19 protein-coding genes and 2 pseudogenes are annotated in these 21,382 nt (G+C 49.0%); 9 read left to right on the top strand and 12 right to left on the bottom strand.

Going from position 1 to position 21,382, the window contains the following annotated elements; all coding sequences use genetic code 11:
- Positions 1 to 13: 13 nt before the first annotated feature.
- From flhD to BM331_RS04260, 4 genes are all read left to right on the top strand, one after another.
- Positions 14 to 331, top strand: coding sequence for a flagellar transcriptional regulator FlhD (gene flhD / locus BM331_RS04275; protein WP_011633826.1), 318 nt, complete (start codon positions 14 to 16; stop codon positions 329 to 331).
- A 26-nt stretch (positions 332 to 357) separates the two neighbouring features.
- On the top strand, positions 358 to 933 hold the full coding sequence (gene flhC / locus BM331_RS04270; RefSeq protein ID WP_074927353.1) for a flagellar transcriptional regulator FlhC: 576 nt from the start codon (positions 358 to 360) through the stop codon (positions 931 to 933).
- Positions 934 to 1,212: 279 nt separating this feature from the next.
- Positions 1,213 to 2,739: a murein biosynthesis integral membrane protein MurJ gene (gene murJ, locus BM331_RS04265; protein WP_074927351.1), complete on the top strand. Its 1,527-nt coding sequence runs from the start codon at positions 1,213 to 1,215 to the stop codon at positions 2,737 to 2,739.
- Between the two features lie 185 nt (positions 2,740 to 2,924).
- Entirely contained in the window at positions 2,925 to 3,152 is a 228-nt protein-coding gene (locus BM331_RS04260) for a hypothetical protein (protein ID WP_074927350.1), read from the top strand.
- A 297-nt stretch (positions 3,153 to 3,449) separates the two neighbouring features.
- On the opposite strand, the gene bamC is transcribed toward BM331_RS04260, so the two are convergent.
- From bamC to BM331_RS04235, 5 genes are all read right to left on the bottom strand, one after another.
- Positions 3,450 to 4,610 (bottom strand): outer membrane protein assembly factor BamC, encoded by a 1,161-nt coding sequence (gene bamC, locus BM331_RS11830; RefSeq protein WP_074927348.1) that lies wholly within the window; start codon positions 4,608 to 4,610, stop codon positions 3,450 to 3,452.
- A 9-nt stretch (positions 4,611 to 4,619) separates the two neighbouring features.
- Positions 4,620 to 5,498, bottom strand: coding sequence for a 4-hydroxy-tetrahydrodipicolinate synthase (dapA, locus tag BM331_RS04250; protein WP_074927346.1), 879 nt, complete (start codon positions 5,496 to 5,498; stop codon positions 4,620 to 4,622).
- Between the two features lie 90 nt (positions 5,499 to 5,588).
- Positions 5,589 to 8,180 (bottom strand): ATP-dependent chaperone ClpB, encoded by a 2,592-nt coding sequence (gene clpB, locus BM331_RS04245; RefSeq protein ID WP_074927344.1) that lies wholly within the window; start codon positions 8,178 to 8,180, stop codon positions 5,589 to 5,591.
- 318 nt (positions 8,181 to 8,498) lie between these two features.
- The gene (locus tag BM331_RS04240; protein WP_074927342.1) at positions 8,499 to 8,762 is read right to left on the bottom strand and encodes a F0F1 ATP synthase subunit B family protein; all 264 of its coding nucleotides are present in this window, start codon (positions 8,760 to 8,762) and stop codon (positions 8,499 to 8,501) included.
- Positions 8,763 to 9,090: 328 nt separating this feature from the next.
- Complete coding sequence (locus BM331_RS04235) at positions 9,091 to 10,584, bottom strand: FMN-binding glutamate synthase family protein (RefSeq protein ID WP_074927340.1); 1,494 nt, start codon at positions 10,582 to 10,584, stop codon at positions 9,091 to 9,093.
- Positions 10,585 to 10,623: 39 nt separating this feature from the next.
- Between BM331_RS04235 and nadC the strand changes: the two genes are divergently transcribed.
- On the top strand, positions 10,624 to 11,520 hold the full coding sequence (gene nadC, locus BM331_RS04230) for a carboxylating nicotinate-nucleotide diphosphorylase (RefSeq protein ID WP_074927338.1): 897 nt from the start codon (positions 10,624 to 10,626) through the stop codon (positions 11,518 to 11,520).
- On the opposite strand, the gene BM331_RS04225 is transcribed toward nadC, so the two are convergent.
- Positions 11,460 to 12,086 (bottom strand): phosphoribosyltransferase, encoded by a 627-nt coding sequence (locus BM331_RS04225; protein WP_074927336.1) that lies wholly within the window; start codon positions 12,084 to 12,086, stop codon positions 11,460 to 11,462. The genes nadC and BM331_RS04225 overlap by 61 nt on opposite strands.
- Before the next feature lie 187 nt (positions 12,087 to 12,273).
- Positions 12,274 to 12,423: pseudogene (locus BM331_RS11585) on the bottom strand (IS481 family transposase); the annotation flags it as partial.
- Between the two features lie 294 nt (positions 12,424 to 12,717).
- Between BM331_RS11585 and BM331_RS04220 the strand changes: the two are divergent.
- Genes BM331_RS04220 through BM331_RS04205 form a run of 4 tightly spaced genes read left to right on the top strand, consistent with a single transcriptional unit; the run spans position 12,718 to position 16,683 of the window.
- A complete protein-coding gene (locus tag BM331_RS04220) occupies positions 12,718 to 13,053 on the top strand; it encodes a hypothetical protein (protein WP_074927334.1) in 336 nt (111 codons plus the stop codon).
- Positions 13,054 to 13,066: 13 nt separating this feature from the next.
- Positions 13,067 to 13,237, top strand: a complete 171-nt coding sequence (locus tag BM331_RS04215; RefSeq protein ID WP_256214814.1) for a hypothetical protein — start codon at positions 13,067 to 13,069, stop codon at positions 13,235 to 13,237.
- 60 nt (positions 13,238 to 13,297) lie between these two features.
- Entirely contained in the window at positions 13,298 to 15,457 is a 2,160-nt protein-coding gene (locus BM331_RS04210; RefSeq protein WP_256214813.1) for a TonB-dependent receptor, read from the top strand.
- A 5-nt stretch (positions 15,458 to 15,462) separates the two neighbouring features.
- On the top strand, positions 15,463 to 16,683 hold the full coding sequence (locus tag BM331_RS04205) for a PepSY-associated TM helix domain-containing protein (protein WP_074927332.1): 1,221 nt from the start codon (positions 15,463 to 15,465) through the stop codon (positions 16,681 to 16,683).
- 348 nt (positions 16,684 to 17,031) lie between these two features.
- On the opposite strand, the pseudogene BM331_RS11410 reads toward BM331_RS04205, so the two are convergent.
- The 5 genes and pseudogenes from BM331_RS11410 to BM331_RS04185 all read right to left on the bottom strand — a co-directional run.
- A pseudogene (locus BM331_RS11410) lies at positions 17,032 to 17,212 on the bottom strand (hypothetical protein); the annotation flags it as partial.
- An 89-nt stretch (positions 17,213 to 17,301) separates the two neighbouring features.
- Entirely contained in the window at positions 17,302 to 18,588 is a 1,287-nt protein-coding gene (locus tag BM331_RS04200) for a flagellar hook-length control protein FliK (protein WP_074927330.1), read from the bottom strand.
- A gap of 57 nt (positions 18,589 to 18,645) precedes the next feature.
- Positions 18,646 to 19,098, bottom strand: a complete 453-nt coding sequence (fliJ, locus tag BM331_RS04195) for a flagellar export protein FliJ (RefSeq protein ID WP_074927328.1) — start codon at positions 19,096 to 19,098, stop codon at positions 18,646 to 18,648.
- 16 nt (positions 19,099 to 19,114) lie between these two features.
- Positions 19,115 to 20,521, bottom strand: coding sequence for a flagellar protein export ATPase FliI (fliI, locus tag BM331_RS04190; RefSeq protein ID WP_074927327.1), 1,407 nt, complete (start codon positions 20,519 to 20,521; stop codon positions 19,115 to 19,117).
- A 21-nt stretch (positions 20,522 to 20,542) separates the two neighbouring features.
- Complete coding sequence (locus BM331_RS04185) at positions 20,543 to 21,262, bottom strand: FliH/SctL family protein (RefSeq protein WP_074927325.1); 720 nt, start codon at positions 21,260 to 21,262, stop codon at positions 20,543 to 20,545.
- Positions 21,263 to 21,382 lie beyond the last annotated feature (120 nt).

Here is a 21,382-nt window from a genome sequence, read left to right as displayed (position 1 = left end):
AGGAGCAGTGAAAATGGGGACAAATCAGATTTTAGACGAAATCAGGGAAGTCAATCTCAGTTATTTGCTGCTGGCTCAACAAATGCTGCGTGAAGACAGAGTTGCTGCAATGTACCGTTTAGGTATTGACGAGGATATAGCGGATATTCTGATCAAACTGACTAACAGCCAGTTACTGAAAATGGCTGGATCCAACATGTTGTTGTGCCGGTTCCGTTTTGATGACAGCCTGATTGCAGAAATACTTACAAGTCATAAACAGGATCGTGCACTGACACAATCCCACGCTGCAATACTCATGGCAGGGCAGCCTGCTGAAAAAATTTCCTGAGCACCCGTATAGAGGAGGAAGCAATCATGAAAGTAAAAAGTATTTTATCCGAAGGTAAACAGATTCAGCTTGCCACTGAATTGGTTCGGCTGGGTGCAAGGCTGCAAGTGCTCGAAGTATCTACCACACTCAGTCGCGAACGCCTGGTGAAGCTGTATAAGGAAGTTAAAGGCGTTTCTCCTCCCAAGGGCATGCTTCCCTATTCCGAAGACTGGTTTACAGGTTGGCAACCTAACATGCATTCATCATTATTTGTCAATATTTACAATTACATTACTCAGTACACGAATGTTCGGGATATTGATGCCATTATCAAGAGCTATCAGCTGTATCTGGAGCATATCGAGGTTAACCACCTACAGTGTATATTGAGTTTTACACGCGCATGGACATTGGTGCGTTTTATGGAGAGTAAGGTACTTTCCGTTACATCCTGCGTTAAATGTACCGGGAATTTCCTGGTGCACAGCCTGGATATTCAATCCAACCATGTATGCGGGCTTTGTCATGTTCCTTCACGTGCTGGTAAAACCAAGCGAGCAGCTGCGCAGAAGGCCAAAGAGGCTCAGGAAGTCAAAATCAGAGAAGTGTGTGCGGTCTGATATCTTTTGACAGCGTTTTCTGATCCGGTTTCATTGATTTACCACAAATAGTCAGCAGCACTTGGTTTTTCTGAATGGGGCCAAGTGCTTTACTTCAAGACCAGCCCTGAAAAAATAGCAGGGCTTCTCTAACGATCCTTCATTCATGTGTCAGTAAATTTCTGGTACCTTCACATAAAATCCGGGATAATCGGCCAAAGTTAATCTTGCCTGGTTACCTGGAATCATTTTCGAGACTCAGACTCTCTAGTACTATCAATCCTGGAAACATTCTGACAATTGAACCTACTCAAAGCACTTGCCACTGTCAGTGGTATGACATTGGTTTCGCGTATTCTCGGTTTTGTACGAGATCTGATCATTGCAAGGATATTTGGCGCAGGGATAGCGACTGATGCTTTCTTCGTGGCTTTTCGTATTCCAAATCTGCTTAGGCGCTTGTTTGCAGAAGGCGCTTTCTCCCAGGCGTTTGTTCCTGTTCTAGCGGAGTACAAGAATAACCGCACCGATGAACAGACCCGTGAACTCATCGATCACGTGGCCACTTTGCTCGGCGCGGCATTGTTTGTAGTGACATTGCTGGGTATTCTGGCAGCGCCACTGATCATCTATATCAGTGCTCCAGGATTTACGACAGCGCCGGATAAATTTGAACTGACAGTCGAATTGCTCCGGATTACCTTTCCTTATATTCTGTTTATTTCGCTGGTGGCATTGGCGGGCGGTATCCTGAATACCTACGGCCATTTCTCTGTACCTGCTCTGACACCGGTTTTGCTGAATCTTTCCTTTATCGGCTGTGCGTTATGGCTTGCGCCGTTGATGGATCCTCCTGTGCTGGCACTAGCCTGGGCGGTATTCATTGGTGGCATTTTACAGCTGGCTTTTCAGATACCCTTTCTACTGCGCTTGAAAAGACTGCCACGATTGCGTTTCAGGTTTCGTGACAGCGGGGCATGGCGTGTGCTCAAACTTATGGGGCCGGCGGTATTTGGTGTTTCCATTGGGCAAATCAGCCTGTTAATCAATACCATCTTTGCATCATTGCTGATAACCGGGAGTGTTTCATGGCTGTACTATGCTGATCGGCTGATGGAATTTCCGGCAGGCATGCTGGGTGTGGCACTGGGTACCGTTATTTTGCCTTCACTATCACGTCACTATACGGAGAATAGCTCAGAGGAGTTTTCCCGCCTGCTGGACTGGGGGCTGCGTCTGACTTTTTTATTAACACTGCCAGCCGCTGTAGCACTAGCGTTGCTTGCCATACCCCTTATAACGACATTGTTTTACTATGGCGCCTTCTCCATGGAGGATGTCTGGATGACCCGGGAAGCGCTGATTGCCTATAGCATTGGTTTGCTCGGGTTGATACTGGTAAAAGTGCTGGCGCCAGGTTTTTATGCTCGGCAGAATATCAGAACTCCGGTCAAGGTCGCGATTTTGACGCTTGTTGCTACACAGCTCATGAACCTTGCGTTCATTATTCCACTGAAACATGCCGGACTTGCATTGGCGATCGGCTTGGGTGCATGTCTTAATGCGGGCATGCTTTATGCCAAATTGCGTTCCCACGGAATTTATCAGCCTTTACCTGGATGGGGATTATTCATACTCAAAATTCTGATTGCCATAATCGTGATGGGTGTGGGGCTATGGTTGACAGCCGGGAGTAATACCGAGTGGTTTGTGCTTACAGCAACTGAGCGAGTGGTGAAATTGGGGCTAATGGTAGTGCAGGGTGGCATCAGCTATTTTGCGTGTCTATGGGTATTGGGATTTCGGTTACATGATTTCTCGCGGTAATAACTCGATGTATCGCTGACATACCCTGTTTTGTTTGTAGGGACGGTGTTTCAATAGACATCCCCTCTATGAGATGCGTAAGAAGGAGATGCTTTTAACCCATTCGACTCAAGCAATAACAGTTTTATTCTACTGCTTGAGCTGAGAGATATTTCTGTTATATACTGCCGTTCGCAGCAAGGTTTATGAAATTTTTTAAAGGAACTTTAATAATGAAATTTGCTTACGCAGCTGTTATCGCTACCGCAGTTCTGTTGGTGGCGTGCGGACGTCCTCATCAAGCTGTTCAAGAGTCGGAAAGAGAGAACTATGAAAAAATCATATCCGGCCAAAAAATAGAATGCGAACATGGGGTTGACGCAAATGGCAAGTGCTTGAAAGAAGGTGATACTGGTATCCCAGAAGCGCACTAAGCTAAAAAATGTATCTGTACAAAAAAACCGCCTTTTTAGGCGGTTTTTTTGTACAGATACAAACTTCACCATGAAAAAATTGTGGTGAAAAAATACCTACAAGTATCGTGGTATTTTCGGATATTCGCTATGTAAGTATTTTATTCTCCACGAGAAGGGGGATTAAATTCGTGGAGAATAAAGAGATGTACTGCACCAGTTGTAGTCAAGCCAACCAAGTATGGGGTAAGTAAATATATACCTATTTGTTATGCTCGCTGCCCATTCGTATAGGACGAGCGGCGCGATCAGCTTACTTTACTTAAGTTGTTCGTATAACAAATTAAGAATACGTTTAGCTGTTTCTGATTCTTCAGTGATTCCATCCGTGTTAAGTACACTAACTTCGCTATTTAAACTGACTTCACTTATCTTGATCTGATATTTCTCTGCTGTAGAATCTTTATTAGTGTCATTGGACCAGAAAGCTAGCTTGGAAAGTAAGCCTTTCCCCTTATCCGCTTTGTGGATTTCCTCACTGGGGCTGATATAGCGGACAAAGTAAATCCCGCTCGAACGATCCCGATCTTCCACCGTAAAGCCGATCCGATCAAGCTCAAGGCCAACCCGACGCCATGCGCGGTCAAACGGTTCTTTTATGATCAATATACCTTTCCGGGTTTTATCCAGGAATGCCCGTTCTTCAACTGCACCGCTTGCAGCAACTTCAGCCGTTGCACGTTCTTCATCCACGCCGAAACGTTGCATCAGGCGGTTCAGCATCTCTGCTTCCAGTTCGGGATCTGATTTGCGTGGCTGCCAGATAGTGCGATTGGTATTGCGATCTGCCAACACTTCAATCATGCCCCGGTGACTGATAAAAATTTCGGTTGCACCGGATTGATCTTGCTCCAGGCGGGTACGAAACTTGTCACGTTCGGCGGTGGAGTAAAGGCTGTCAAGGAAAGTTGATAGCGCACTTCGGATAAGATCCTGGGGTATTTTGGCCCGGTTTTCTGCCCAGTCAGTTTCCATGATTCCCAGATCGGGTGCTTCCACCTTGAGCAGGAATCCCATATCTTGCCAGAATTCCTTGATAACTGGCCATACTGCGGCGGGCTCGCGTGGCACAACCAGCCAGCGCTGAGTACCGGAGCGTTCGATATGAATTCCGTTCTGCAGCGCAGTGGCAGAGAGTACAGGTAAATTTGCCCGCTCCCTTGATAGTCCGCTCCGGGCGCTGTTGTAAGTCGAGAACGTAGCACTGCCGGATGCATCAACATCCGGAATGGCAAATCGTTCGTTTGTTTCGGGACTGGTCAGATCAGGCGGGACTTCAAGTGGAGGAAGTTTTCCTGCCGACTTGTAATCAATCTTTTTATTTTCGGGTAGCAGGTTGCAGCCTGAAACGAGGATCGCCAGCGTAATATTTGCAATCAGAAATTTTCTCAGACGTCTGTTCGGACGCTTCTTAAACATGGTAAACCTTTAAACCGTGATACCAGCCTGCTGCATCGCTTTTCTGATCAGTTCATGATGCTGGCTGGATAAAGCTGTCAATGGCAGGCGTATGTTTTCGTTGATTAATCCCATTTTTGCTACCGCCCATTTGACCGGGATGGGATTGGCCTCAATAAACAAATCAATATGCAGTTTGAATAATCGGGCATTGATTGCCCGTGCCTGAACCAGATCGCCGGACAGGGCTGCAGTACACATTTCGTGCATCAGTCGCGGGGCGACGTTGGCGGTAACCGAGATAACACCATGTCCACCCAGCAGCAATAGAGCCAATGAGGTGGCGTCATCTCCACTGTAAACGGCAAAATTATCCGGTACACGTTGCACCAAATCACATCCACGTGCAATGTTGCCAGTGGCGTCCTTGACGCCAACGATACCGGGAATCTGCGCCAGCCGTAATGTGGTTTCATTACTGATATCTGCCACAGTCCGCCCCGGTACGTTATATAAGATCATCGGGATATCGACTGCCTCAGCGATCGCTTTGAAATGCCGATACAGCCCTTCCTGAGTCGGCTTGTTGTAGTAGGGTGCAACGGACAAGCAGGCATCCGCGCCGGCATTTTTCGAAAATACGGTGAGCTCGATTGCTTCCCGTGTCGAATTGGCACCGGTACCGGCGATGATCGGAATACGTCCAGCTGCATAGGAAACGGCTGTTCGAATCAGCAGATCATGCTCATCAAAATCTACGGTGGGAGACTCCCCCGTGGTACCGACTACAACAATGCCATCCGTTCCCTGTTCGATATGAAAGTCGATCAGGGCACAGAATCTATCCAGATCCAATGCCCCATCTTCCAGCATGGGAGTAACAATCGCTACATGACTGCCTTTGAACATGGCACTTTGTCCATATAAAAAATAATAATCATTATTCTACCCGAAACAGTCTGCTTTCATTCAATTTCAGCGATTAGCCATAAGTCAGGCTTAATACTGTTTCGAGAACTGCATACAGCCGTCGCCATATTCAACCAGGATAGTATCTCCAGCAGAGAAATTACCCTCCAGCAGCTCTCTGGAAAGTGGATTTTCGATCTGAGACTGAATGGCACGTTTTAGGGGCCGTGCGCCGAATACCGGATCAAAACCAGCCTCAGCCAGTTTTGCCAGAGCTGATTCTGAAACCACCAGTTTCATCTCCATTTGTACTAATCTGGCTCCCAGATTACTCAACTGAATTTGGGCAATCGACTTGATGTGCGCTTCATCCAGCGAATGGAAAACAACCACCTCATCAATACGGTTAATAAACTCTGGTCGGAAATAGGTTTTAACTTCCCCCATTACTGCTTGCTTGATGGCTTGGTAATCATCGCCACTCATCTGCTGGATCATTTGCGAGCCCAGGTTGGAAGTCATGACGATAACCGTGTTTTTGAAATCCACGGTGCGCCCCTGGCCATCCGTCATCCGACCGTCGTCCAGCACCTGCAGCAACACATTGAACACGTCTGGATGTGCTTTTTCTACTTCATCAAGCAGAATGACAGAATAAGGCTTGCGTCGTATCTGTTCAGTCAGATAACCGCCTTCCTCATAGCCAACATATCCCGGTGGCGCGCCAATCAGACGCGCGACTGAATGTTTTTCCATGAATTCAGACATATCCACCCGGATGAGATGTTCCTCGGAATCAAACAGGAATCCTGCCAATGCCTTGCACAACTCAGTTTTACCTACTCCGGTCGGTCCCAGGAACAGGAAAGAGCCATAGGGTCGGTTGGGGTCGGACAGCCCGGAACGGGAGCGCCGGATTGCGTCGGAAATCAGCCGGACAGCCTCATCCTGACCGATAACCCGTTCATGCAACTTATCTTCCATGAACAACAATTTTTCACGCTCGCCCTGCATCATTTTGGAAACCGGGATACCAGTTGCACGCGAAACAACTTCAGCGATTTCCTCAGCGCCTACCTGGGTGCGGAATAATTTTGGCTGTGTGGTCTCTTCGACTGATTCATCGTGATGCAGTTGCTCTGCAAGCTGTGTTTCCAGTTGTGGAATACGGCCGTATAGTAACTCCGATGCTTTTTGCAAATCCCCCTTACGCCGTGCGGCTTCTTCTTCCCGACGCAGTTTTTCAAGCTCTTCCTTGATTTCCTGTGAACCTTTCGCGCGGGATTTTTCTGCTTTCAGGATTTCGTCCAGATCGGCGTATTCACGCTCCAGTTTTTCGATTTCCTCTTCTAGCAGTGCCAGACGTTTTTTTGAAGCCTCATCTTTTTCTCTTTTGACAGCTTCACGTTCAATCTTCAGCTGAATCAGGCGTCGATCAAGTTTATCCATGACTTCCGGCTTGGAATCCTGCTCCATGCGAATGCGTGCGGCCGCCTCGTCGATCAGGTCAATCGCCTTGTCTGGCAGGAAGCGATCGGTAATGTAGCGGTGAGACAGTTCAGCTGCCGCAACAATGGCCGGATCGGTGATTTCGACTTTATGATGCAACTCATATTTTTCCTGCAGCCCGCGCAGGATAGCGATCGTCGCCTCGACGCCGGGTTCGTCCACCAGCACTTTCTGGAAACGGCGTTCCAGCGCGGCATCCTTTTCAACGTATTTGCGGTATTCATCCAGCGTGGTTGCACCCACGCAATGCAGTTCACCGCGCGCCAGTGCAGGTTTAAGCATATTACCGGCATCCATCGCGCCTTCTGCCTTGCCAGCACCGACCATCGTATGCAGCTCATCAATGAACACGATAGTGCGACCTTCATCTTGCGCCAGCTCTTTCAGTACAGTCTTCAACCGTTCTTCAAATTCGCCACGATATTTGGCGCCAGCCAGCAGCGCTGCCATGTCCAGCGATAACACTCGCTTGTTTTTCAGTGTTTCGGGTACTTCGCCATTGATGATACGTTGTGCCAATCCTTCCACAATGGCTGTTTTGCCGACGCCCGGTTCACCAATCAGGACGGGGTTGTTCTTGGTGCGCCGTTGCAATACCTGAATTGTCCGCCGGATTTCGTCATCTCGTCCAATCACGGGGTCCAGCTTGCCTGAGCGGGCACGTTCGGTCAGATCCAGTGTGTATTTCTTCAGGGCTTCCCGACTGCCTTCTGCTTCAGCATCGGTTACCTGTTCTCCACCGCGTACAGAATCGATCGTCTGCTCCAGTGCAGCGCGTGTAACACCGTATTGTTTCAGTAATCGTCCGGTCTCACCTTTATCTTCCAGTACAGCCAGCAGAAACATTTCTGAAGCAATGTACTGATCTCCTCTTTTCTGTGCCTCCTTGTCGGTCAGGTTGAGCAGATTGCCCAGATCACGAGAAATATTGACCTCTCCACCTGCTCCTTCCACTTTTGGCAACAGTTTCAGGCTTTGTGTCAATGCCTGGCGCAATGGCTGAACATTCACTCCGGCACGTTGCAGCAGCGAGGCAATACTACCGTCTTCCTGCTGCATCAGCGCGAGCAGAAGATGCTGCGGTTCGATATAGGGATGATCCTGCCCCAGCGCCATGCTTTGCGCATCGGCGAGAGCCTGCTGAAACTTGGTGGTAAATTTGTCGAACCGCATGTCATCTCCTGAAGTGAAGTAAAGATTGGAATGCCCTTACTATATGGCGTGGTGGCGAAATTTCAACCCGGTAGCGCGATTTGATTTTTAAACTGGGGATGAGCTGGTGAAGTATTGGTTGCTGGTTGGCTAGCTAGTGATTACGGGGGGCGGAAGTGATCGTCCCTTCAATTCAAATTGAAATGGTGGCTATTTGATAATTAGCCGGGAGAGGTATCCCTTAATTCTAAGCGTGTTTCTTGATGAGATTGCTGCCGATCCAGATGAAAGAAATCGCTCCACTACTGCTGGAAGCAGTGGAGCTGGTGATGGATAGATTTAATCAATTTTATTTTTGATTTCAGAAGCCTTGTCTTTGGCCGCATCATAGGTTTCATTTGCTCGATTTTTGGCTTTCTGTTTCAGGCATTCAGCTTCGCTGTCCGTGCATGCTGCTTCTTTGGCGCGATTAATTGCCTTATTGGTGGATCGTTTCATATTGTCTGTCTGTGTATCGAGTTTTTCAATGAGAGATTCTTCCGCAAATGCTCCGGAGAATGATAAGGACATAATCAGTGCTACTGATAAATATAAAAATTTCATTTTATCTACTCCTGTGTGATTGGGTTTTGTTGAGTTACGAATACCTCACTCAAGTTGATTGTTTGCTGGTGATGGATTGTGTTTCACGTTGATCAGACTCTTAGAATCTGTTCAATATCTCACTGAAGGGCGCATTACGGCGTTGAAATTGAACTGCATCCCTTGATCGAGATCCTGAAAGGTTCGGGAGATCAAAGATTCCTTTGGGTCATAATCTTCAGAACGGTATCATAAAAAGTGTTGTAATCGGAAATGCTTGTACTATCAATATTTCACAAATGCTTTCTTGGCTACATCTCTTATGGTGGATGATTTCATTTTCAGGGTACTAATTGGAGCGTTGGTTTCTTATCTCCGGATAGGGATGCAGCATGTTCAACGCAATACTTTTTCCGGCGGTTTCCACGATACGGATATGCTCCCGCCGCAGTTCACGGGCATGCCGCAATCCGCAGGAATGAGCAATCATGCCGATTTCGTGATTAACGTTGATGGCGTAATTGGCCACTCGCAGATATTTCTCTTCCACTACCAGGCCACGTTGCAGGCGTGAGTTATTGGTGGTGATACCGGTTGGGCAGGTGTTCAGGTGACAGCGCATGGCCTGAATGCAACCCAGGGAAAACATGAATCCGCGAGCGGTGTTGACAAAATCCGCACCTGCACACAATGCCCATGCGCATTTGGCAGAGGTAACCAGTTTGCCTGCTGCAACCACGCGGATACGCTGTCTCAGGCCGGATTCGATCAGGGCATCGACCACCCGCGGTAGCGCCTCGATAATCGGCAGCCCGGCATAATCGATCAGTGCTTGTGGAGCCGCGCCGCTGCCACCTTCACCACCATCAATCGTCAGGAAATCGGGGGCATATTCCGGTCCTCGACGCAAGATGGCATCGCACAATTCATTGATAAAATGCCAGCCGCCAATCGCTGTTTTGACACCGACCGGTCGCCCGGTCAACTCCCGGATAAAGGCAATCTGATCCAGCAGTTCTTCAATATTGCCAATATCGTGATGTCGGTTGGGACTGATGGAATCTTGCCAGGGGGGGATACCCCGGATAGCGGCAATTTCCGGACTGACTTTGCATGCCGGTAGCATACCGCCTTTACCTGGTTTTGCTCCCTGGGAAAGCTTGATTTCAAACGCCTTAACGGATTGGGCAATTTCCCGTGCACGGGCGGCGGAGAACTTTCCCCGCTCATCCCGGATACCGTATTTGGCTGTACCGATCTGCATGATGATGTCGCATTCCCCTTCCAGGTGAAAAGGAGCCAATCCCCCTTCACCTGTACTTAGCCAGCACCCGGCTTTGGCTGCACCAAGCGAGAGCGCACGCACAGCTGGTGCGGAAATGGCACCATAGCTCATGCCGCTGATGTTGATGATGGATTGCGCCAGAAAAGGCTGATCACAGTAACCCTCGCCAATGGACAGGGAGGGGGTGGGCAGCTGATCTTCTTCCAGTATGGGAAAAGCGGCATTGACGAAAATGAGCGCCCCAGGCTCGCGCAGATCGTATGTGGAGCCAAAACCAACGGTGCTTTCCATATTTTTGGCATTTTTATAGATCCAGCTCCGGGTAGCGCGATTGAATGGCATTTCATCACGATCCCCGGTAAAGAAATATTGGCGGAAATATTTCCCTTGGGTTTCAAAAAAATAACGCAATCGTCCGATGATGGGATAATTGCGCAATATGGTGTGCTTTTTCTGGGTGGTATCGCGGATAAAAAAGATAACGATGGCACCCACGATAATCAGCCCCAAAATAGTGGCAGTGCTGAAAATGATCAGATTGATCAGGCTGTCTGGCATGGTGTCTGGAATGATGTTTTAAATAGATGAGTGTGAAGCATGTTGCAAAGTGAAGCAATCAGCAAGCAGGTTCGACAAGCGCTGGATGAAGATATTGGCACCGGTGATCTGACAGCCACCCTGATCCAATCTGATCAGTGTCTGCGTGCGCAGGTGGTCGCCCGGGAAGCCGTTACCATTTGTGGCATTCCGTGGTTTGATGAAAGTTTCCATCAACTATCTCCGGCTATCAGGATTGACTGGCGTGTTAGTGAGGGGCAGCAGGTTGGCAGTGATCAATTGTTGTGTGTACTCAATGGCAATGCGCGAACCTTGTTGACAGCAGAGCGCACTGCCTTGAATTTTTTGCAAATGCTCTCTGCAGTGGCGACACGTACCCGGCGGTTTGTCGATGTGGTCGAAGGTACAGGTGTGCAGATTGTTGATACCCGCAAAACCTTGCCAGGGTTGCGCCTGGCGCAAAAATACGCCGTGCGCTGCGGAGGGGGAGTCAATCACCGCACCGGGTTGTATGACGGGATTCTGATCAAGGAAAATCACATTATTGCGGCTGGCAGTATTGAAGCTGCTCTACGCAGCGCTGCTGAAATTGCACCTCCAGGGGTATTCATCCAGATTGAAGTAGAAACACGGAATGAGTTTATACAAGCCCTGTCTGCCGGGGCACGTATGGTTCTGCTGGATAACTTTGATCTGCCCGATCTGCAGGATGCCGTCACCTATAACCGGCAATTTTTGGGCAAGCCTGCTGTACTTGAAGCCTCCGGCAACGTTACGCTTGATACGGTGCGAGTGATTGCTGAAACAGGTGTGGACCGGATCTCAATCGGTAGCCTGACCAAGGATATACAGGCGGCGGATTTATCGATGCGTTTTTACGATGAGGCTTCCAGTGCAGCGATGACTTCATCGTCATTGATCTGCGGAAACAAGTGATAAAACTGGCCGACTGAATAAAATATTGCTGGTGTTTCCAGGCAGATAACCTCATCTGCGAGTGGAGTAATATCAGTCAGTGTTCTGGCTGGCGCGACCGGAACAGCGCAGATCAGTTTGCGCGGTTGCTGGAGGCGGACAGCGTGCAATGCTGCAATCATAGTGGATCCGGTCGCCAAGCCATCATCTACCACAATTGCGATTCGGTCATGCGGATTAATTGCCGGACGAACAGGCGTATAACGTATCCGCCGTTCATGTAGTAATTCGAGCTGTGCGGCTTTTTCAGTTGCAATGTATTCGCGAGTGGCGCCACTCCGGGCGGCATGGTCAGCCAGATAAACTTGTCCATTTTCATCGATGGCGCCAATTGCAAACTCTGGATTTCCTGGTGCACGCAGCTTGCGAACCAGCACAACATCCAGTTCACCTTCCAACTTGTTTGCGATGATGCGGGACATGGGCACCGCGCCCCGTGGAATTGCCAGTATCAGCGGATTTTGTCCCTGATAAACTTTGAGCTGCTCTGCCAGCTGGATAGCGGCTGCTGTACGATCCTCAAACATCTTTTGCACCTCCACAGTACACTGATTTTGTATCCTACATCGGCAGATGTTGATTGGCGATAGCTGCTACCTTGGCTTGCTGATCAGTCGTGATGATGGTGACAATAACGGTGGGGGTGAAAAAGATGACGTGCCTCTTTCCATAGATTAAAAAATGGCTCCATTTTTTTGATCAGTTTTACCACAAATGATAGCGTTTGACGGTTGCTTCCTTTAGGGCGCAGTTCATGCACTCGACCTGGCCACTGATCCAGAGATGATTCGGTCTGGTTGAGCGATGTTCCATATCATTTTCCAGGTAGACGCGGTCGAAGATATGCAAACAGGCATACCTGTCCTCTAACTCCTCCTGTGTTGGTGGCGAATCATACAGTACACGCTCACAAAGCGGGACTAAACAACTCTCTCTAGGGAACAGGGTAGGTGGTAGTGATTTTTACTGTCAGCGTGTCACGTCAGTAATAAGTTGGCGCTTGAGTTTGTAAATGGAAGTGGTTATTATTTGCATAATCATTATTATATGAGTCATAAAAAATTAAAAAGGATTTAATTAAGGATGGACATGCTTCAGGCACCAAACTCCAATTATCTTGCCGCACGTCGCCGGACTTTATGACAGCTTCTTGAATCCATGCTGTTCGAGAATATTCTTGAGTATTCGGAGAGATCGCTTTCAACAGGTTGTTCCGAGTACACCATTAAAGCGGTGGGTACCAATGGCAAATCTGTCAGTTACGGCAGAATAAGGTTACAAGATCCAGTCACCAGAATATCGGAACAATCGAGAGGTGAGGCACTATCGGTTGCCTTATTCCTTGGAGAGATCGCATCAGAAATTGATGGGGAAGAGAATAAATACAGTTTTTTTATCTCTGAGTTGAACAATACAGTTGTGAAAGATGCGGAAGCATTAAGATTCAATTCAAATCTGAAGAAAATCATATTCCAGACCCGGTCTCAAGCATAAGAAAGTCAATATCGTGGGGCAATTGTGTACCCCTAAGGATTTGTTAGCTTTCGATGAAATGGTGAGTGAAGTTCGGGTGGGGGATATTGTTCTGTTTTCACATGCAGGGGCATATGCCTGGCATATATCCCATCACGATTTTCTGCGCCATGCTCATCCTGAGCATATCTATTTGCCAGCCTAGACTAGCGTATTCCCCGTTTATTTCATTATTTCGCAGCATTATCAAAGTCAGAGAATCATGTTGAACAATAAAATATATAGAGTCAGCATCATGGTCAGCGCCTTGCTGGGCGCTATGCCGATGGAGGGATTGGCTACAGAGGATGAGAGTGGAAAGGCAGGAACAGTAACAAAGTTACCCGTGATCAAGGTGCAGGGAAGTACCGAGAAGGGGCCGGATGAATTGCCTGATGCATATGCGGGAGGACAACAGGCCAGAGGTGGGCGCGTCGGGTTGCTGGGTAATAAGGATCTGATGGATACACCCTTCAGCGTGACAAATTATACGGCCCAAACAATCAAGGATCAGCAAGCACGTACAGTGACAGATGTAACTTTGAATGATGCTTCCGTCAGATCCATCAATCCTCCATCCGGGCGTTTCGAGCAATTCAGTATCCGTGGGTTTACGGTGCTTAATAGCGAAATAGCATTTGGTGGGTTATATGGCATTGTTCCGACTTATTCCGTACCGGTAGAAGCGATAGAACGAGTGGAAATCATCAAAGGACCCAATGCATTACTGAATGGTATGGCGCCAAGCGGTGGTGTTGGCGGAACGATCAACATCGTGCCTAAACGGTCAGATGACAGGCCAGTAATCCAGCTGACCGGCTCTTATCTGTCCAATAGTCAATTTGGCGGCCATGCGGACATCGGGCGCCGTTTTGGCAAGGATAACAGTTTTGGTGTCCGGCTCAACAGTGTTTATCAGGATGGCAATACTCCATTCAGGCGTCAATCCATACGGCGTAACGTTCATAACCTCGCGCTGGATTTTCGTGGAGAAGCGCTACGTTTGTTTGCAGATGTTGCCTACCAGGAGCGCCGCGTGGAAGCTCCATTGGAACGAGTGGGAGTGATCCGCGGAGTAAGACCTCCCTCAGCTAGGCACATCGATTCTGGCATGACACCCTCATGGACTGACGCAAATGGCCAAGATATTTATGGTGTGTTCAGAGCAGAATACGATATATCCCCAATCCTCAATGCTTATGCAGCCATTGGTGCGCGGCGAGGAGATTACGACTTTATGCGGGCAGCAGTGAGCATGAGAAATGCCAATGGAGATTTCATTACGCAACCCTTTCGGTATTTGTACAAGGAAAATGCGCTGTCAGCAGAGGCTGGGTTGCATGCTAAATTTGAGACTGGTCCCATTGCACATGCGACCAATCTGGGTGTGAGTGATTTCCGTTTGGAATATGGAAATGCGCGACAGAACTTTGCTAATATCCGATCCAATGTTTTCAACCCGGTTGAGTACCCTGAGCCAATGCAAGGCGGCTTGTCTCATCATTTACCGATTGTGAATAAAACACATCTATCAAGCATTGCACTGAGCGATACCTTGTCCATATTGGACGAGCAAGCACAATTGACTTTAGGTGCGCGCGTGCAACGGGTGCAGGTGAATGGTTATAGTCCGGTTACCGGTTCCAGGACAACACATTATGACAAAGCAGCGGTAACTCCCGCGGTGGGGTTGTTGATCAAGCCGTGGAAGAAAGTCTCGCTGTATGCCAACTACATCGAGGCGCTTACCCAAGGATCAACGCCTACTGCCGGGGCAATTAATATCAACGATATTTTTCCGCCATCCAAGACCAGGCAAGTAGAGGCAGGTATCAAAGTGGATTTTGGCAAGCTGATGACAACGGCAAGCTTCTTCAGAATCAGGCAACCTATTGGCTTCACTGATCCTGCAACGCTTATTTTTGCTATGGACGGGAAGCAACAGAATCAGGGGGTGGAAATGAATGTGTTTGGCGAGCCATTTTCTGGTGTTCGTTTCCAAGGAGGAGTAATGTACCTCAATGGTGAACTGACCAAGACAGCAGGAGCCATCAATGATGGGAAGACAGCACCGGGCGTACCTGATGTTACTGCTAATCTGGGGGGTGAATGGGACGTTAGGATTATTCCCGGCCTGACGTTAACCGCGCGTTCTATCTACACGGGTGCACAGTATCTGGATGCCGCAAATACCCAGAAAATTCCTTCATGGGTACGGTTTGATCTGGGTGCGAGATATGCAGTACAACACATCGCAACTCCTGTGACGATCCGTGCCAATATTCTGAATGTGTTCGACAAACGGTACTGGTCATCTGCAGCAGCCAGCGGCCTGACATTAGGGGATAGGCGCACGTTGATGGTATCGGCAACGGTGGATTTCTGATTGCAATGACATCAGTTATTCGTTCTGGTGTGTTATCCAGATCATTTTGGGTAAGGCTACATCGTTATATCGGGTTGGTCATTGCCGCTTTTCTGGTTATGTTGGGATTGACTGGCAGTGTGATTGCTTTTGAGCACGAACTGGACGCCTGGTTAAATCCGGAATTGTTTCGCGTGTCCGAGCAGACTGCGCCGGTATTGTCGTTGGATGCAATAGCCAGACATGCGCAACAGTTTGATCCTGATGCTGAGATTATCACGATACGGATCAAACGTAATCATGGGGAAAGTATCAGAGTTGACCTAAAAACAGAACGGGGCACGATGTGGGAGCTATTTCTGAACCCGTTTAGTGGTGAGGCGCTGGGGGCGAGAGTACGCGGCACGTTTGTCATGGATCGGGCACATGTCATTCCCATGGTGTACAGGTTGCATACCAATCTGTACCTGCCAGGGCGTTGGGGTACCTGGTTGCTAGGTGGCATTGCCCTGATCTGGATGGTGGATTGTCTCGTCGGTTTTTATCTGACACTCCCTCCGCCATTGAGATCAAGGGAAAAGAACAGTTCTTGCAGAAATTGGTTGTCGCGCTGGAAACCATCATGGGGTATCAAGAGACAGGCTGGCTGGGTCAGATTCAATTTTGATCTGCACCGGGCAAGCGGTCTATGGTTCTGGCCTGTGCTCTTCATGGTGGCAATGAGCGGTGCATATTTCAACCTGAATGCAGAGGTATTCAGGCCGATCGTGGGATTGTTCGGGGACTTGACACCTGATCCACGCAAAACACTGCCCAAGACACTGCCCAAGACATTGCAATCAGGTGCTGATCCAGTATTGGGTTTTTCAGATGCGGTGTTGGTGGCGCGTCAGCGGTTGCCAGCCGGAAATGATGATCTGGAGTTGTCGTTTGTAAGGTACATGCCTGACCTAAATGTATATCGCGTGGCCTTCGATCATAAGGGAAGAGGAAGCAAAGCGTTTGCGATCGAAGCGGAGCAAGTGTTCATTAACGGTGACAACGGTACATTAACAGGACAGCGAGGGTATGACAGTGGTACCAGGGCGGATCGTTTTCTTGCCTGGCAATTCCCAATACACAGTGGACAGATATTAGGTATGTATGGACGTGTGCTGATATGCATCATGGGAATGTTGACCGCAATACTGGCCATAACAGGTGTCATTATCTGGTCCAGGAAACGCAAGAGCAGAGGGATCAAGTGAATGCGATACAATCCGGGTTTTTCTGTCTGTGTCCTTGGTAATAGGGTTAGCAAGTTTATAATCAAGGTTCTGGTCGGGCCGATACCGATACAAGCCGGTATTCCGATCTACTGTAGAATCTTGGCACGAGTCTCAAATACCTTGTGGGTACATTGGAAATATCTTGCAGGCCAGCAGTAATGACACAAAGGAAGAGTTCAAGCGGGTATCTGGGGTTCCTGTTGCCCAATCATTGGTGATCCCGGATTTTTTATCCGGATGGATCTTCAATTTCTCTGGACAGGATGCCTGGTAGTTGTAGCAGCTCACATTTGAAACCGGCCGGGCTCGCAATCGACGCTGTTTTGGGATGTCGGACTCCACGATAAGTATCTTGAAGACCTTAAACCACTTGTCTGAAGCAGACCAGGCGTTGAACCGCTTATAGTGTACCTTCGACAGTCATTCGCAAATCGCGGGTGTTGCGGATGGTTAATTTATGCAGCAGAAAGTTTCGGCCAGTGCTCGTCGCTGAGTATAATCGAGCCATTGCAGACTCGTATTGGTGTTGTGTGGGGGCTACAACGATACGATTTTTCTCTTATAAAGCAAGAAAATAGCCTGAAACGGTAACAGACCCTAAGCGAACGTGTCAATGATTCCCGAGTGCTTGGTGATCAATGAAGCCGGTGTATGTGCCCCGGTGGAGTTGTGCGGGAAACGGTTATTCCTGGATGAGTGAGAAGAATTATCCCTTCCGTTTTCTGCCTGTTGCTGCGGGGTATCTGCACTGACCGAAGTATCTGCCAGCGTAATGCCATTTTCTGCCATGATTTCGCGCAATCTGGGTAAATTGGCTTCGATGACCTCACGTACGGCAGCATGATGCGAAACAAATTGTGCCGTAAGCTGGTGATCGTCGGATAATTGCAGTGAGATTTCTATCGGACCGAGGTGCGCCGGGTGTAACTTCAATTCTGCTGCCTGCATTCGTTGCGTTGCCAGCCAAGTGATTTTCCGGCCGAATTCTTCAGGCCAATCGGGATGTCCAAATTCTGCGACGATAGCCGGGGCATTATTCATGGCATCAGCAGTAGCAATATCAGTCAATGGAGTGATATTGGTATGCATTGCTACAGGCGTCATTGAAGTTGACAAGGCTTTACTACTGTCGACGAAGTTTGCCGCATCAATTGCCTGATCAAAATTAGGGGTGGAAATAGGAGCTGTATTGCTAATGCTTCTGTTTCCGTCCGACAGTTCGATGGGAGTGGCTGTGGTATTAACCTGATTGATCGTCTGTAGCGAGCTGGTTGGGTGCTGACCAGTATTGGGAATCCTGTTTTCTGGCTCGGTGGATAACAGATTGCCTCTCGTCAATGTATCGGGCTCACTTGTAACCGGTTGCCCGGTATTTGAAGTCATATACGTCATTGAAGTCGGCAAGGTTTTGCCACTACCGGCAAAATTTGCCGTATCAATTACTTGATCAAAGCTATTTGCAGAAGTAGATGCCAGATTGCTGATGCCCTTGGTTTCATCTGTCAGCTCAATAGGGTCGGTTGTCTGCAGTAAGCCGGCTGAGTGCTGCCCGGCATTTGAGGTTATACCTGTCGGCAGTATGGATAATAGTTCTGCCGTCTGAGTATCCGGTGCGGGCTGAAGTTGATTGATCCATTGGTTAACCGGGACAGGCATCATGCCCGGCATGAATGCATCAACTGGTAATGCAAGCTCCAGATCTTCAGTATCGTTTTCTTCAGCTGTTGGCTCATTTCCCATCATACTGGTCAGGATGTTGCCAAATGCCTGTTCAACCGGCTGACCGGGAGCAGAAGGGGCAGAAGCACCCGGCAAAACGGTCGTCATGAGATCGCTTGTTGTGACGCGCAGACCCATGTCAGGAATGGCGGGTAAATTTGGCATAGCTATCCTCGGAGAAATTTGTGCTTGTATAACAAATATCAAGCAATTTTGATGCCATTATTCTACGTTCTTTGGCCGTTTGCTGAGTGTGTGTGAAGTGTGTTCATCCAGCTGATGTTGCTCCTGCTTTTGCAGGCGCAGTTGATAATGAAGCTCGGCACGTCGCGATAAGGTGTCATAAGATTTCAGTTTTTTCCGCTGATGGTGGTATTGCATGCTGCCTGCTTCTGTATGCTGTTGTGTCACCGCAACAAGGTTTTGCTGTGCCTGAATGGCGGTATCAAGCTTGCAGATAAATGCCTTGAAATTGCGCCATTCGGTGGGTGTCACGCCATTCCCAGCAGATTCCATGAATTGTACCTGGTAGTTTTCCCGGTATTCGATCAGCAGTCGCAGGGTTTTTTCAGCCTCCTGTTGCTTGAAATTCAACTTTCCCAGATTAATGGCGGCATCATCCGTCTGCTTATGGGCGTGTTCAAGTAACAGTTTGAGTGAATGAGAAGTGGCCATGATTCATCTTGTCCGGTTACAGATTCAGGGTGGTTAGTTTGTCCATGCTTGCAGCATAGTTCTCCTGTTCAAACATGCCTTGCTGTAGGAAAGATTCGAGTGCCGGATAAAGCGTGATAGCCCGATCCAGTTGAGGATCGGTACCACTGGCGTATGCGCCAACGCTGATCAGATCATGGCTGCGCTGGTAGCGAGAGTACAGCGCCTTGAAACGCTGCGCCTGACCAAGTTGTTCGCGTGTTACCAGGCTGGCCATCACCCGGCTGATCGAGGATTCGATATCTATCGCCGGGTAATGACCGGAGTCGGCCAAGCGTCGCGAAAGAACAATATGACCGTCGAGAATGGCGCGTGCATTATCAGCGATGGGGTCATTTGGATCATCATTCTCGGCCAACACGGTATAGAAGGCAGTAATTGATCCGCTACCCCGTCGGCCATTACCAGCGCGTTCCACCAGTTGGGGCAAGCGAGCAAATACCGAGGGAGGATAACCTTTGGTGGCAGGCGGCTCGCCAATGGCAAGTGAAATCTCGCGTTGTGCCATGGCAAAGCGGGTGAGTGAATCCATAATCAGCAGCACATGCTTGCCTTCATCGCGGAAATATTCAGCAATCGCGGTGGCGTAGGCGGCACCGTGCAGTCGCATTAGTGGTGAAGTATCAGCCGGGGCAGCTACGACCACTGAGCGTGCCAGGCCTTCTTCGCCGAGGATAGTTTCGATGAATTCCTGCACTTCCCGACCCCGTTCCCCGATCAGTGCCACCACGATAACGTCCGCACTGGTATAGCGCGCCATCATGCCGAGCAAGACACTTTTACCCACACCACTACCGGCAAACAATCCCATGCGCTGGCCACGACCCACGCTTAACAGCGTGTTAATCGCCCGCACGCCAACATCCAGCGTTTTTTCAATCGGAGCGCGTTCCAGTGGATTGAACGGACGACTGTAGAGTGGAACGTTGTGCCCGCACTGGAGTGGACCGAGCCGATCAAGTGGTTCACCGGCTCCGTTCAGGACACGCCCCAGCAGTTCTGGGCCAACACTGATGTGCTTTGCCCGATCAGCTGAACGTCGTCGCGGATGCTGTATTGCCCCGATGCGGGGTGGGGTACCGGTATATTCAACTGGAACTACTTTTGCGCCGGGAGTCAGCCCATAGATATCGCCGGATGGCATCAGAAAAAGCCGTTCTCCAGAAAAGCCGACTACCTCCGCTGTGACACTGGTTCCATTTGGCAGAAAAACAATACAACTGGTTCCTACTGCCAGCTTGAGGCCGACTGCCTCCATCACTAACCCGGCCACGCGGGTCAGCGTACCGCTGACGAGCAGAGGGTTGGCAGGCTCGATCAGTTGTTGGCAGTTCTGAATGAAGCCGCGCCAGAGTGAGGTATGTGCCGACTCGATGGTGTCCATGATGGTGCCCGTCAGATAGTGTTATGTCAGCCAGTCCTGATCCTGACTGAGAGCAGCCAGGATGCGTTGCCAGCGGGTAGCCAGTGTGGCATCCACTTCACAACCACCTGATTCAACCCGGCAACCACCGGGTTCGATTTGTGCGTCTTCATGGACATGCCATTTGGGGTGTGCCGGATAATCTTCCAGATGCGTGCGGATGTGGGCAGCATCATCAGGATGCAAGGTCAACCGGATTGGCTGTGAAACAGAAGGCAGTTGACGTAATGCATCTTCAACAATCGGAAGGATCAGTTCCGGTTTGATCTGCAATGCCTGGCCGGTGATTTTTCTGGCCAGATCAATGGCTAATGCCAGCAAATCCTGTGCCATGGTCTGGTCAATATCTTTCACCTCCCGTGCAAACGTATCTGCCAGTGTTTGAAAGCGTTGTGCTTCCGCTGTGACGGTTTGCTTTGCCTGTTCCATGCCTTCCTGATAACCCGCTGTTTTTCCTTCCTCGTGAGCTTGCTGGTAAATCTGTTCGATCTGCTCGGCAGTTGGTAAAACGATAGTGTCCTGTCCGGTTGCTTCCCGATCGGATATCACCTGCTTTTCAGGTTGGCTGATCGGTTTTGTGGTCTGAGGTGTTTTTTGTGAAGATTCTGTTTTCTGTCTGGATTTAAGTGGATCAAGCGAACCGAATTCCCATTTCTGCCAGGAAGAAAGATCTTTTTTGGGGATGACGTAGGCTGCTTCCATAGCTTTGCGTTTCCTTTTTCATAGATGAGGTATCTGACAAAACCTGTTGCTTACCCTGTGCGGCCAGGTGGATGGCAGCGCCTCTTAGTCGTGATGCCAGATGATTCCAGTTTTTCAAGA

This window comes from Nitrosomonas eutropha, assembly GCF_900116685.1.
GTDB classification, from domain to species: Bacteria; Pseudomonadota; Gammaproteobacteria; order Burkholderiales; family Nitrosomonadaceae; genus Nitrosomonas; species Nitrosomonas eutropha_A.
The sequence above is the reverse complement of the archived record's forward strand: the minus strand, read 5'-3'. Positions and strand labels throughout refer to the sequence as shown.

Coding starts and splice junctions, on each gene's coding strand:
- flhD (WP_011633826.1), top strand. CDS start 14: ATGGGGACAAATCAGATTTTAGACGAAATCAGGGAAGTCAATCTCAGT.
- flhC (WP_074927353.1), top strand. CDS start 358: ATGAAAGTAAAAAGTATTTTATCCGAAGGTAAACAGATTCAGCTTGCC.
- BM331_RS04260 (WP_074927350.1), top strand. CDS start 2,925: ATGAAATTTTTTAAAGGAACTTTAATAATGAAATTTGCTTACGCAGCT.
- bamC (WP_074927348.1), bottom strand. CDS start 4,610: ATGTTTAAGAAGCGTCCGAACAGACGTCTGAGAAAATTTCTGATTGCA.
- dapA (WP_074927346.1), bottom strand. CDS start 5,498: ATGTTCAAAGGCAGTCATGTAGCGATTGTTACTCCCATGCTGGAAGAT.
- clpB (WP_074927344.1), bottom strand. CDS start 8,180: ATGCGGTTCGACAAATTTACCACCAAGTTTCAGCAGGCTCTCGCCGAT.
- BM331_RS04240 (WP_074927342.1), bottom strand. CDS start 8,762: ATGAAATTTTTATATTTATCAGTAGCACTGATTATGTCCTTATCATTC.
- BM331_RS04235 (WP_074927340.1), bottom strand. CDS start 10,584: ATGCCAGACAGCCTGATCAATCTGATCATTTTCAGCACTGCCACTATT.
- nadC (WP_074927338.1), top strand. CDS start 10,624: ATGTTGCAAAGTGAAGCAATCAGCAAGCAGGTTCGACAAGCGCTGGAT.
- BM331_RS04225 (WP_074927336.1), bottom strand. CDS start 12,086: ATGTTTGAGGATCGTACAGCAGCCGCTATCCAGCTGGCAGAGCAGCTC.
- BM331_RS04220 (WP_074927334.1), top strand. CDS start 12,718: ATGCTGTTCGAGAATATTCTTGAGTATTCGGAGAGATCGCTTTCAACA.
- BM331_RS04205 (WP_074927332.1), top strand. CDS start 15,463: ATGACATCAGTTATTCGTTCTGGTGTGTTATCCAGATCATTTTGGGTA.
- BM331_RS04200 (WP_074927330.1), bottom strand. CDS start 18,588: ATGCCAAATTTACCCGCCATTCCTGACATGGGTCTGCGCGTCACAACA.
- fliJ (WP_074927328.1), bottom strand. CDS start 19,098: ATGGCCACTTCTCATTCACTCAAACTGTTACTTGAACACGCCCATAAG.
- fliI (WP_074927327.1), bottom strand. CDS start 20,521: ATGGACACCATCGAGTCGGCACATACCTCACTCTGGCGCGGCTTCATT.
- BM331_RS04185 (WP_074927325.1), bottom strand. CDS start 21,262: ATGGAAGCAGCCTACGTCATCCCCAAAAAAGATCTTTCTTCCTGGCAG.